The sequence below is a fragment of the Pseudomonas izuensis genome, assembly GCF_002356535.2.
GTDB lineage: Bacteria > Pseudomonadota > Gammaproteobacteria > Pseudomonadales > Pseudomonadaceae > Aquipseudomonas > Aquipseudomonas izuensis.
On sequence record NZ_AP017423.2, the window covers coordinates 2,413,200 to 2,425,059 of the forward strand.

At 58.9% G+C, this 11,860-nt stretch carries 12 protein-coding genes; 6 read left to right on the forward strand and 6 right to left on the reverse strand.

Translation table 11 applies throughout. The annotated features are described in order from the left end of the window. Positions 1 to 99 precede the first annotated feature (99 nt). Both pcaQ and LAB08_RS10895 read right to left on the reverse strand, forming a co-directional pair. Entirely contained in the window at positions 100 to 1,023 is a 924-nt protein-coding gene (pcaQ, locus tag LAB08_RS10890) for a pca operon transcription factor PcaQ (RefSeq protein WP_096512201.1), read from the reverse strand. A gap of 66 nt (positions 1,024 to 1,089) precedes the next feature. Beyond that, positions 1,090 to 2,046, reverse strand: coding sequence for a LysR family transcriptional regulator (locus LAB08_RS10895; protein ID WP_096512200.1), 957 nt, complete (start codon positions 2,044 to 2,046; stop codon positions 1,090 to 1,092). Positions 2,047 to 2,196: 150 nt separating this feature from the next. Between LAB08_RS10895 and LAB08_RS10900 the strand changes: the two genes are divergently transcribed. The 4 genes from LAB08_RS10900 to LAB08_RS10915 are packed head-to-tail and all read left to right on the forward strand — an operon-like array spanning position 2,197 to position 5,974. Further along, on the forward strand, positions 2,197 to 3,030 hold the full coding sequence (locus tag LAB08_RS10900) for an amidohydrolase family protein (RefSeq protein WP_096512199.1): 834 nt from the start codon (positions 2,197 to 2,199) through the stop codon (positions 3,028 to 3,030). Between the two features lie 60 nt (positions 3,031 to 3,090). Continuing rightward, a complete protein-coding gene (locus tag LAB08_RS10905; protein WP_096512198.1) occupies positions 3,091 to 4,437 on the forward strand; it encodes an MFS transporter in 1,347 nt (448 codons plus the stop codon). Beyond that, complete coding sequence (locus LAB08_RS10910; RefSeq protein WP_096512197.1) at positions 4,437 to 5,177, forward strand: SDR family NAD(P)-dependent oxidoreductase; 741 nt, start codon at positions 4,437 to 4,439, stop codon at positions 5,175 to 5,177. Before LAB08_RS10905 ends, LAB08_RS10910 begins: the two co-directional genes overlap by 1 nt. Continuing rightward, a complete protein-coding gene (locus LAB08_RS10915) occupies positions 5,174 to 5,974 on the forward strand; it encodes a sugar phosphate isomerase/epimerase family protein (RefSeq protein WP_096512196.1) in 801 nt (266 codons plus the stop codon). Before LAB08_RS10910 ends, LAB08_RS10915 begins: the two co-directional genes overlap by 4 nt. 938 nt (positions 5,975 to 6,912) lie before the next feature. Here the strand turns inward: LAB08_RS10915 and LAB08_RS10920 are convergent. The 4 genes from LAB08_RS10920 to LAB08_RS10935 form a co-directional block, all read right to left on the reverse strand. Next, entirely contained in the window at positions 6,913 to 7,947 is a 1,035-nt protein-coding gene (locus LAB08_RS10920; RefSeq protein WP_096512195.1) for a trans-3-hydroxy-L-proline dehydratase, read from the reverse strand. Positions 7,948 to 8,023: 76 nt separating this feature from the next. Then, on the reverse strand, positions 8,024 to 9,046 hold the full coding sequence (gene lhpI, locus LAB08_RS10925; RefSeq protein ID WP_254007516.1) for a bifunctional Delta(1)-pyrroline-2-carboxylate/Delta(1)-piperideine-2-carboxylate reductase: 1,023 nt from the start codon (positions 9,044 to 9,046) through the stop codon (positions 8,024 to 8,026). A gap of 26 nt (positions 9,047 to 9,072) precedes the next feature. Beyond that, positions 9,073 to 9,288: a tautomerase family protein gene (locus LAB08_RS10930; RefSeq protein ID WP_096512193.1), complete on the reverse strand. Its 216-nt coding sequence runs from the start codon at positions 9,286 to 9,288 to the stop codon at positions 9,073 to 9,075. A 60-nt stretch (positions 9,289 to 9,348) separates the two neighbouring features. Next, positions 9,349 to 9,522 carry a hypothetical protein gene (locus tag LAB08_RS10935; RefSeq protein ID WP_157755724.1) on the reverse strand — a complete coding sequence of 58 codons (174 nt, stop codon included), beginning with the start codon at positions 9,520 to 9,522 and terminating at the stop codon, positions 9,349 to 9,351. A 251-nt stretch (positions 9,523 to 9,773) separates the two neighbouring features. Here LAB08_RS10935 and LAB08_RS10940 point away from each other — a divergent pair, with 251 nt between their 5' ends. Both LAB08_RS10940 and LAB08_RS10945 read left to right on the forward strand, forming a co-directional pair. Continuing rightward, positions 9,774 to 10,451 carry a GntR family transcriptional regulator gene (locus tag LAB08_RS10940; RefSeq protein ID WP_254007517.1) on the forward strand — a complete coding sequence of 226 codons (678 nt, stop codon included), beginning with the start codon at positions 9,774 to 9,776 and terminating at the stop codon, positions 10,449 to 10,451. 119 nt (positions 10,452 to 10,570) lie between these two features. Beyond that, the gene (locus LAB08_RS10945) at positions 10,571 to 11,854 is read left to right on the forward strand and encodes an NAD(P)/FAD-dependent oxidoreductase (protein WP_096512192.1); all 1,284 of its coding nucleotides are present in this window, start codon (positions 10,571 to 10,573) and stop codon (positions 11,852 to 11,854) included. Positions 11,855 to 11,860 lie beyond the last annotated feature (6 nt).

Below are 11,860 nucleotides of genomic sequence, written 5' to 3' on the forward strand. Positions count from 1 at the left end.
CTGAGGCAGGCACTGCGTTGGCAGTGACGCGACGCCCAGTCTCCGCTTGTGCGACCCAACCCAAAATTGAAAAAGCCGACTTGTTGCATGTCCAAATGGTTATGGATATTTCCCTTCGCGATATTCTTGTCCGACCTCGCGCAGTGCCTCCACGCACCATTGGGCGGCGGGTGTCACCGGCAACACAGGATTTGTGCAGAGCCCCACGGAACCACCGGCTTCACGCATCCCCAGTTCCACCAGCTCACCTAGCTTCAAGTCCTGCCTGACCGCGTCAAACGGCGCGACCCAGATTGCCTGGCTGCATTGTAGGTAGCGCCGGCTCAGGGCAATCGACAGGGTCTCCAGGCGTTGGCGTGAGGGGGTGATCCCGTACTGCACAAACAAGCTGTCGGCGAATTTGCGGATCGTCGTCCCCGCCAACGGTAGTACCACCGGATAGTCTTCGAGGTTTTTATGCCCCGGCGGATCACTCAGCACTGGATGGTCTTTACGTACCACCAGGGTCATGGATTCGCTGTAAAGGTGCTCGAACGTCAATCCGTGAATCGATGGACTATCGGTCATTCTGCCGACCACCAGGTCCAACTCGCCGACCCGCAGCTGGGACAGCAGGTAGGCGCTCGGTCCGGTCACGACACTGACCGCCAGGGCGGGATGCCGGTCATGTAAGCGGCAGACAACCTCAGGCACCAACAGGCTTTCGACGGTGGATAGCACGCCGAGTCGTACGACAATCGGCTCATGTACACCGGAGCGCAAACTGTTGACCCCTTCACGCAGCGATTGCACGCTCGGCCCCGCATAACGCAAAAAGGCCACCCCGGCCTCGGTCAGCGTCGAGCCCTTTTTGCTCCGCTCAAACAGCCTGGCATCCAGCAGGGATTCCAGTTCCTTGAGCGTCTTTGAAAGTGCCGGCTGGCTGATTTCCAACTTGTCGCAGGCACGTGCCAGGCTGCCTTGGCGCGCCACCTCGAGAAAGCAGACAAGATGACGGAATTTGATTCGGGTATCGATGTTCAATCTGCTGCTCCGCCTTCGTGGTGTGGCATTCATTATTCCTGTTGAGCGATGCCGGCAAAACGGTAGCTATCGGTCGACATTCGGCAGTTCGCAGCCCGGGATCAGTCGTCCCAGTTTGACCGCCTGCAGATAAAGCACCTGCATGAGCTGCGTGGCGGATTCGCCAAGCGGCTCGAACCGCGAGTAGACAAAGCTGATATCGAAATGAATCGCCTCAACCAGCGGCACGACGATCAGGCCGCTGTCCTGGGCCACGAACTCATCGATGATGGTCAGCCCCATCCCTTGCTTGACCAGGGCGACCGCTTCGTTGGCATTGGTGAAGTTCAGCATGGAGCACAGGTTCAGGCCCTGGCGTTCGATCTCGTCGGCCAGCAACCGGCCAAATGGCATGTCGGGGCGAAACAGCAACAACGGTTGGTCGACCAGTTCGTGCAGTGACAATGAAGATCGCTGGGCAAAGGGGTGATCGGCCGGCATCACGCAGACCATGCGTGCGCGCATGAAGGCCAACGAGTGCAGGTGGTCATGGATCAGCGGCAGTGCCGAAACAGCCAGGTCGACCTTCTTCGAGAGTATCTGGTTGGGCATATCGCCCATCAACGTGGTTTGCCATTCAATGTTCAGCGATGGCAATTGCTGCTTGAGTCGGGCCAGGGCGAACGGGATAACCACCGTCGACAGCGAAGCACTGCAGCAGATGCGCAGCTGACGGTGGGGACCGTTGGCCAGGGCCAACGCACACTCATTGACCGCCAGCGCGGCTTGGTAGACACGCTCGACTTCCCGGTAAAGGGTCACGGCTTCGGCGGTGGGTACGAGGCGATTGTTGATGCGCTGGAACAGGCGATAGACCAGCCGACTCTCGATATAAGTGATCAGCTTGCTGACTGCCGGCTGCGACACGTAGAGCATTTTTGCCGCACCGCTGATCGAGCCGGTCAGCATCACCGCCCGGAACACTTCCATGTGCCGCAGCTTGAACACCATCGTGTTGGCTTCGGGGCCTTCGCCGTAGGGCATGGGTCATTAACCTTTGGTTATTGTTCGAGCGATATGTGTATGAGCGCTATTGATCGCCGGATCGTATCTTCACTGCAACGGCATCGCCCACCGCGGCGAACGATAACAAAGATCAGTGAGCAAGCGCAGTGACGCTTGGCGGGAGCAGCCTTGAGCATCTACGACGAACCCAAGATCGATTGCCATAACCACCTGTTTGATCCTGCGCGGTTTGCCTATCGCGCCGACACCGTTTACGCACCCGCCGGGCAGGAGGTCGCGACCCTGGAGCAGTTCGGTCGGGTCATGGGCGCCTACGGTGTGCAACACGCTTTGCTGGTGGGGCCGAGCAGTGGCTACCGCACGGACAATCGTTGCCTGCTGCATGCGCTGGCGCAAAGCGATGGCCGTTTCAAGGGAATTGCGGTTGTAGACCGTGACACCCGACTGGATGAGCTGGCAGCGCTCAAGGAGCAGGGCGTGGTGGGCATTGCGTTCAATCCGGCGCTGGAAGGCGTGGACGTCATGAGTGATGCGGCCGGGCTTTTCGGGCAGCTCGCCGAACTGGACCTGTTCGCCCAGATCCAGGTCCAGGGCAATCAACTGGTCGAGTTGCTGGGCTTGATCGAGTCGACTACGCCTCGCCTGCTCATCGACCACTGTGGCCGTCCCGACGCCCGTGCAGGCCTCGGCCAACCAGGGTTCCAGGCGCTGCTGGGGCTGGCGGAAAGCGGCCGGGCCTCGGTGAAAATCTCCGGCATGCAGAAATTCGCCGGCCACGATCATCTCGATGAGCAAGCCGGTGCCTACGTGCGGGCGCTGCTCCAGGCCTTTGGCCCGGATGCCTGCGTGTGGGGGTCGGACTGGCCGTTCATTCGCGAGCAATCGCGTGTGGACTACGGGCCGCTGCTCAAGTTGGCTGAGCGACTGATGCCCGACTCCAGTGAAAGGAAAAAGGTGATGTGGGACACGCCACGGCGACTGTTCGGTTTTGGCGAGCGTTGAACTGGCCCTCGGCAGCCGAGCCACCAGTAATACCCCCTGATAACAACAAGGAACAAAACGATGACGACCGACAATAGATTTGCGGCGGCAACGCTCGCCTGTCCGGTGGCGAAAACCGCCAGGACCCGTACCCGATTCATGATCCTGGCGCTGATTTCCGGTGGCACCATGATCAACTACCTGGATCGCAGCGTCATGGGGATCGCCGCCCCCAGCATCAGTGCCGACCTGGGCCTGAACGCCGTCATGATGGGGCTCATCTTCTCTGCATTTTCCTGGACCTACGCAGCGGCGCAGATTCCCGGCGGCATCCTGATCGACCGGCTTGGCACCAAGTTCACCTATTGGCTGGCGCTGACGTTATGGTCGCTGTTCACTGGCCTGCAGGGTTTCGCCCAAGGCTTTCTCTCGTTACTGGGCTTTCGATTGCTGGTGGGCGCCAGCGAAGCACCGTGCTTTCCCACCAATAGCCGGGTGGTCGCGACCTGGTTCCCGCAAAGCGAGCGAGCTCGGGCGACTGGCATCTATACCTTCGCTGAATACGTCGGTCTGGCGTTCCTCACGCCGCTGCTGTTCTGGGTGCTGCATGCCCATGGCTGGCGTGTGCTGCTGATGGCGGTGGGCATCCTGGGCGTGCTCTATGGCCTGGTGTGGTGGCGCAAGTACCACGAGCCCCATGAGTCGACCACGGCCAATCAGGCCGAGCTGGATTACATCGCCGAAGGCGGCGGGGTGATCGATGGCGGCCAGAAAGCCACGCGGTTTTCCTGGTCGCAGATTCCGGCACTGCTCAAGTATCGCAACATGCTGGGGATCTGCCTGGGGCAGTTTGCCTGCAACTCGACCAACGTGTTCTTCCTGACCTGGTTCCCCACGTATCTGGTCACCGAGCGGCACATGCCCTGGCTCAAGGTCGGTTGGGTGGCGGTGCTGCCGTTCATTGCGGCGTCCCTGGGTACCCTGGCCGGCGGCTGGCTGTCGGATGCGTTGTTGCGCCGTGGGTACTCGTTGAATGTCGCGCGCAAGTTGCCGGTGATCGCAGGCCTTTTGACCGCATCGGTGATCGTGCTGGCCAATTACGTGGACTCCGACGCACTGGTGATCACCATTCTGTGCGTGGCCTATTTCGCCCAGGGTATGTCGGCGCTGGCCTGGATGATCGTCTCCGATATCGCCCCCAAAGGCTTGCTTGGCTTGAGCGGCGGTGTGTTCAACCTGTTTGCCAATGCGGCCGGCATCGTGACCCCGTTGACCATCGGCGTGATTGTCACGACCACAGGTTCGTTCGTCTGGGCCCTGGCTTTCGTGTCCTCGATCACCGTTCTGGGGGCGCTGTGTTACCTGTTCATGGTGCGCGATCTGCGCCGCCTGCCTGAAATCCAATCCGTTCAACAAGGAGCACTTTGATGACTCGATACCTTGAAGGCCAGACGGCCATCGTTACCGGCGGCATGCGTGGCATTGGCCTGGGCATTGCGCGGCGCTTGCACACTGCTGGCGCGCAGATCGCCATCTGGGACCTGGCGGTCGATGGCTGGGACAGCGTCGCCAACGGCTTTGAACCGGTGATGCGTCAAGCCGTCGATGTCGCCTCGCTGGCGTCAGTGGAGGCGGCATTTGGTGAGGTCGTTGCGCAACAGGGGCGGGTCGATATCCTGGTCAACAATGCCGGTATCAATGGACCGGTAGCCCCTTGCTGGGAATACCCGGCAGCCGCCTGGGACCAAGTCATCGCCATCGACCTGACGGGCGTGTTCTATTGCTGCCGCACGGCGATCCCGCATATGCGCGAGCGCGGCTACGGGCGCATCGTCAATGTCGCCTCGATGGCCGGCAAGGATGGCGTGCAATACATCAGCGGTTATTCGGCAGCCAAGGCCGGTGTCATCGCGTTTACCAAGGCGGCGGCCAAGGAGTTGGCCCAGGACGGTGTGCTGCTCAATTGCATCGCGCCGGCCATGGTGGAAACCGGGCTGATGGCGGAAATGACCCCCGAGCACATTGCCGCGAGCAAGGCCAAGATCCCCATGGGGCGTTTCCTGCAAGTCGAGGAGATCGCCAACATGGTGACCTGGATCGCCGGGCCCGAGTGCAGCTTCACCACAGGCTTTGTGTTCGACCTCAGTGGCGGGAGGGCCACCTATTGAGTGGCCTGGGCGTCGCGCACCTCACCGCGCTGGAGCTGGCGCCCGATGCCCTGGTACGGGAGGCGGCGCGCGCCGGTTTCAGTTCGGTCGGCCTGCGCCTGCACCCGGCCATGGCGGGTGGTATCGCTTACCCGCTGGCGCCGGGCAGCCAGGCGCTGCAGCAGTTAAAGGTCACGCTGGATGGCGAAGGCGTGGTGGTCAACGAGATCGAATTTGTCGAGCTGACGCCACAAGTGGACGTCGCCGGGTTTGCGTCGCTGCTGGAGTCCGGGGCGCAGTTGGGCGCGCGTTGCCTCACGGTGTCGGGCGACGACCCGGAACAGTGCCGGCTCACGGATAATTTCGCTGCGGTGTGCGAGTTGTCTGCCGGTTATGGCCTGCGTGTGGACCTGGAGTTCATGCGCTGGCGTCACATTGGCAACCTGCAACAGGCCGTCGCGTTGATCGCGGCGGCGGGGCAGGTCAACGGCGGTGTGCTGCTGGATGCGCTGCACCTGTTCCGCTCAGGTGGCGACGCCGCTGCCGTGGCTCAACTGGATCAACGATACATCCATGGCGTGCAGTGGTGCGATGCGCCAGCGCTCGCGCCCACGGGGGAGGGCATCATCCGCGAAGCTCGCGAGGGTCGACTGCCGCCCGGTCAGGGGCAGTTGCCCTTGACCTGGTTGCTCAACGTCCTGCCTCCCGATGTGCACTGGAGCGTGGAAATCCCATGCCTCGCGACGTGCGCACCAGAGCGCTTGGCTCAAGCTTTCTCGGTCACCCGGGCCTGGTTGGCCAAGCATAAGTTGTCGTGAGCGTGCATGTTTTGCAGATCGTTGGCATTACCTTGCATCCTCTTTTGAGCGGGCGCTTCTGGCCGAATGCTGCCCATCATGGGCGACTGGGGCGGGGCTTGAAAACGCGACAACGAGACGAGCTTGTTGTTTAAATTCCGTACTTGCAGCATTCCTTCTGGCGATCCGCACCAGGGCGCTGAGCGGATAGGGCTGGTATCCAGTGAACAGCCTTTATTAGGCACGACCGCGATAAGCATACCGTCTCCCATCACTTCGGCACTGGCCGAATACCGACGCTCGGCGTCCAAAAGGAATGCTTCGATGAAAGAGTTGCCGGCGTAGGTAAGTTTCACCTCAAAAAAACAACGGGCGTATGCGTGACCAGGCACGGTGGGCGCTTACAACAAGGTCTGCAGTCGCGGTTGAACCGTCAGAGAAATCCAGGCTGTGCCGTTCACCGCCGAGCGAGTAACAGCAGTCAGCTTGTGACCCCAGCGAATGGTGTCGGCGGGCAGGAATTCCAGCGGGATTCTACTCAGTTCGCCCCGTTCTACCTCCGGGCGACCATCATCATTGGTGGTTGGCCAATCGAGTAGGACCTTTCCGCCCTTGTCACATATACGCTTGGCATCGGCACTGACGATGATGGTCTCTAGAAACCTCTCGAACGACCCGGCCGCCTTGAGCGCGAGCTGGCCGCTGTTTTTAAGGATATCAAGCAGGCTGCCTTACGCACGTGAGTTCGCCGGGGTTTTCGCCTCGTAAATCGTCACTGCAATGCCTTGGACATGAAGCTCTAGGGCGAGGGTCAAACCGCCGAGCCCAGCACCGATGAACGCGATAGAGGTAGTCCTCCAGATTCTTTGGTCATGCAGGTCCGCGGTGATTAACGTGTGGGGAATCCCGCGCCACAGCAGCCGGGCGCGAGATTATCGTAATCACTGAGCAAGCGGCGATCACCGGCCCTCCACCGGCCAAGTGTCGGACAGACGATAGCCCGCCGGGAACGGGTCGGTTGGGTCCAGGGTGTGTTGATGCGTGCCGGTGATCCAGGCTTGGCCGGAGATGATCGGACTGATACCGGGTCGGCCACCCACTGACAATTCTGAGTCGATTCGGCAATCGAATTCGGTACCCAAAATCGACCTGCCGATGTAGCGGTCACCCACCTTCATCTGGCCTTTGGCAAGCAGTACCGCCATGCGGGCTGAACATCCTGTGCCGCATGGCGAACGGTCGACTTTTCCAGGGCGTATAGCCACTGCATTGGCTGCGGTCAGCACGCCGTTTTTCATTTCGACCGGGTTGGCGATCTGACAGAAGGAAATATGCTTCCAATCATCGTTTTCCGGGTGGGCAAAACCTAACTGCTCGTTGGCAGCCTGGGTGATTTTCATGCCGTAGTCGGCAATCTCCCTGGCCTCGTCAGGGGTGAGCGAGAAACCCAGTTTTCTAGCGTCGGTGATGACGAAACTGTCGCCGCCATAAGCTGTGTCGACCAGCAGCGTACCGATCCCCGGCACCTCAATAGTGACGTCGAGTTTGTCGGCGAACGACGGCACGTTTCGCACGCTGATGCGTTCAGCCTTGCCATTACGGCAAGTTGCAACCACCTCGATCAATCCTCCAGGCGGTTCAAGGAAAATGCGGGTTTCCGGTTCGACCATGGGAATGATCCCAGTCTCCAGCAGTACGGTCGCCACGCACATCGAGTTGGACCCGGACATCGGCGGTGTGTCGCACGGCTCCATGATTATCCAGCCAATATGTGCCTTCGGGTGCTTGGGCGGCACCAGCAAATTGACATGCCGGAATACCCCGCCACGGGGTTCATTCAAGACAAAATTGCGCAGGGTCTGATCGGTCTCGATGAAGTGGCGTTGGTCCCAGATAGTTTCACCCGGAGGAGGCGCGACGCCACCGACAATGACATCGCCCACTTCACCCGCTGCATGGCAACTGACGACGTGGATGACTTTAGATGCTCGCATGTTATTTCCTCCGGGATCTCATGGGCGTATATCGCCCAGGCAGTATTGAAAGTGCAGAAATTGAAAGCGTCAGGAGTCAGTGGCCAGCCGAGGTCCGTTGATAAGCCAGGATCGCTGCCGCTAGGTCTTCAACTGACGCGCCAACCGACTTGAACATTGTCATAGCCTGATCCGGATTCTTCAGCGCAGTACGCCCTTTATGCTTGCCGGCACAGAGTTCGCTGAACTCGGCGATGACATCGCTTGCAGCGATGACGCCGTTGCGAATCGGCTGGATCAGGTCGCCGGTCTCTGCGAGAGCCCCTTCACGGGTGTCGACGAAAATGTCGCAGCGCGCTACGGCATCGTCATCAACTTCGCGCATGGCTGGGGTAAAGCTGCCGACCAAGTCTAGATGCACACCCGGTTTCAGCCATTGGCCCTGGATGACTGGCTCTGTGGCCAATGTTGCGCAACTGATGATGTCGGCGTCCGCGGCTGCTGCGGGCAGTTCCTGAAGAGTGACGGCTTTTGCCTGGAGTCCCTGGGCACGAATGTCGTTGGCGAATGCTGTTGCGGCGTCAATGTTGAGGTCATAAATAAGCACCTCTTGCAGATTGCGCACGGAGCGGTGCGCACTGACGAGATAGCGGCCCATGCGGCCGGCTCCAACCATCAGCAAGCGTTTCGAGTCGGCACGAGATAGATAGCGAGAGGCGAGAGCAGAAGCGGCGGCCGTGCGTCGGGCTGTCAGCTCATTACCGTCAAACTGACCCAGCGGCAGGCCGGTTTTCGCGCAACTCAGGAGATAGTGGCTGCTGAGTCCCGGTTGACCTTTCGCATTGTTGCCGGGGAACACGGTGACTTGCTTGACTCCCAGGTACTCACCTTCGATCCAGGCTGGCATGAGTAGCAGCATGGCGGCGGGATCGCCTGGCACTTCTATTTTGTGGTGATGACGCACAGGTGAGTGCACGGTGCGGGTGAAGATATCGGACAACGCACCAATGAGGGCGTCCCAGGGCAGTGCATCGGCCAGTTGTTGGGCATTCAAATACATGAGCAACACTCGACATTGGATGAAAGTAAGCAAAGCGCTTTCGGGATTGATCGCTTTCAATCCGAAAACGCCATTCGGTGAGACGTTTAACGATGGGGTGCAGGCGGGGGGGCAGCGACTGAAGCACTGAGGGGCTCTCCGGCAATCACCCAGACGCAAGCCGCTACATCCGTAAAGGTGATCGTGACGTCCTTCGGAGCGGACCCGAGGATCCTGGTAAAGGCAGCGGTTATCTCACGCGCCAGTTCGTGTTTTTTCTCACTAGGTCGTCCTGCGAGCATTTCGATTTTTACTAACGGCATTCTGGGTTCTCCTGAGTGTTCGAATTGCGAGACTCAAAGGCGGGTTTCGATAAACCCATATCAAAGAATGAGCATGTGTTCGGGGGAACTGGGGATCCACATCAGGTCGTGGATGAGGGATCGGAAATCTTCACGTTTTCCGGACTTTTTTGCGTGTTGTTGACGGGCGCCAACTTCGCCAAAGCCTCTGTCTGCCCGCGATTGGAGGGCAGCTTTTTTTTTCAGGTTTTGCATGCAGAGCTTCTCCTGTTGTTTTTATTGATAGCGATGCAGCGCAAACCCTGAGGCTCGCCGCTTGACACCGGATGAACCAAACTCTAGATTGAATATCGTATACGTATAAGATGATGTCAACGGGTTTTTAAGAGCTGATCTGGGTGTGTTAGCGACCCTCACGAGGTTGTATCACCTGACAGACCGGCCGATGGTAAGCCACGATATGATATAGAATACGGTTATTCGATCGTGGCTTCCCGATTGCACACATGGAGTTCAAATTGCCCCTAAGTCCTGCAGATCTGCCGTCGCTTGGTTCCGCGCCAACTGCGTCCGATATCATTGCCAATCACATTCGAGAAGCGATCATCACTGGCGACTTTGACGAAGGCGAACCGATTCGCCAGGACGACGTCGCTAAGCTTTTCGATGTCAGTAAGATTCCGGTGCGTGAAGCACTCAAACGGCTCGAAGCCGAAGGCCTGGTCGAGTTTCAACGCAACCGCGGCGCTGTCGTCAAAAGCATCTCGGAACCGGAAATTGCTCAGATTTTTGAAGTCCGGGCGATGCTGGAGTCCAGTGCGCTGAAACTTTCCGTGCCGCTGATGACCGAAGCCACCTTCAAGAGAGCTGAACAATATTGCGATGAGTTCGCGCAAGAAACGAACGTAGCACGCTGGGCGGAACTCAACTGGCAGTTTCATTCCTGCCTGTATGAGGATGCGAACCGGCCGTTCCTGATGAATCTCATCCGCTCGGTCAATGACCGTATCGAGCGCTACTTGAGAATTCAGCTGACGCTTTCAGGTGGTACAGGGGTGGATGATCGCGAACATCGGCAAATCCTGGCTGCGTGTCGCAAGGGCGATGCTGATGAGGCCGCCGAGTTGCTGTGGCAGCACATCACCAAGGCGTGCGAGTCGCTTCTGACCAATATCCGCAAGTAAAACCCAGGCGTTATCTGCCGTAGATCGCCGTAGCCTCGCTACGGCGACTTTGTTTTAAAGATCTTCGTATACCATATCCGAAACAGCCTCGATTTAATGCAGCCTTCTAAGGGGGATACATGACACTTGTTCATTCTTCCGAGCACTTTCGCTTGTTTTCAGAAAGGGTCGTTGTTGTAGGTGGCGGGATCGTAGGAGTTTGTTGCGCGCTGTACCTTCAACGCGAGGGTTATGCGGTGATGCTGATCGACCCCGCCGCGGCAGGCGACAGCACGGCCAAATGGAGCTGCGGCCAGATGGCTATCGGAGAAGTAATACCGCTGTCCAGGCCTGGGGTAATGCAGAAAATTCCTGGTTGGTTGCTCGATCAGAAAGGGCCCTTGGCGTTGAGAGCAAACGCATTGCCAGGCATGTTGCCATGGTTCCTGAGGTTTCTGGCATGTGCCAGGCAAGCGAAAACAGAAGAAATTGCCCGGGACATCGCCAGCCTTACACATCATTCCCACGCGGACTACGTACCGCTGTTGCAGGCCTGCGCCGAGCGGACATTGTTGCGCGATAGGCCGGTGATCAAACTTTTCGATTGCGCCAATGGGCTGGAGCAGGAACGTCCCCATTTGGCGTTTCGCACGGCCCTCGGCTTCAAGGCAGAAGTACTCGATGCTGCCGCGATTGCCGATCTCGAACCGTCGCTAGCCGGCAAATTCAGTCATGGCTTGCTGTTTCCTGACTGGCGTTCGGTCAGCGACACCGAGGGTTTCATTACGGCGCTGACGCAAAGTTTTATCGATCAAGGCGGTGTTCGCGTGCGCGGTTTGGTCAGACGGCTCGAAGAGGTGGCCGATCACGCCAGCGGTGTCACCCTCGCTAATGGTGAACGCTACGCGGCTGATCACGTGGTGATTGCAGCGGGCGTCGGTTCGCGACAGTTTTTTGATCAACTCGGTGCACGAATTCCGATGGCTGGAATCGCCGGGTATCAAGTGCTTCTGCCAACGCCGGGAGAGACGATACGCCACTCGGTCATTTTCCCGGATGGCGGTTTTTGCATCAGCCCCATGACTCGGGGCCTGCAAATCGGTGGCACCATGGAGTTTGCCCGACCCAATGCCGAGCCGAATTTCAAGCGCGCCGAAATCATTCTTGAGAAGGCGCGTAAGATTCTTCCCGGGCTACAAGTGGACAACTTCGAATACGGTGTCGGGTACCGCCCCTATCTCCCCGATACTAAGCCAGTGATCGACCGTAGTACCCGGCTATCGAATGTTTTCATGGCGTTAGGGCATGGACAGCTTGGACTGACACTGGGCGCCACGACCGGACGACTCATCGCGCAGATGGTTGCCGGCCGCACGCCTGTGCAGAATCTGGAACCCTTCAGCGCCGAGCGTTTTTCCCTGTAACGGGAG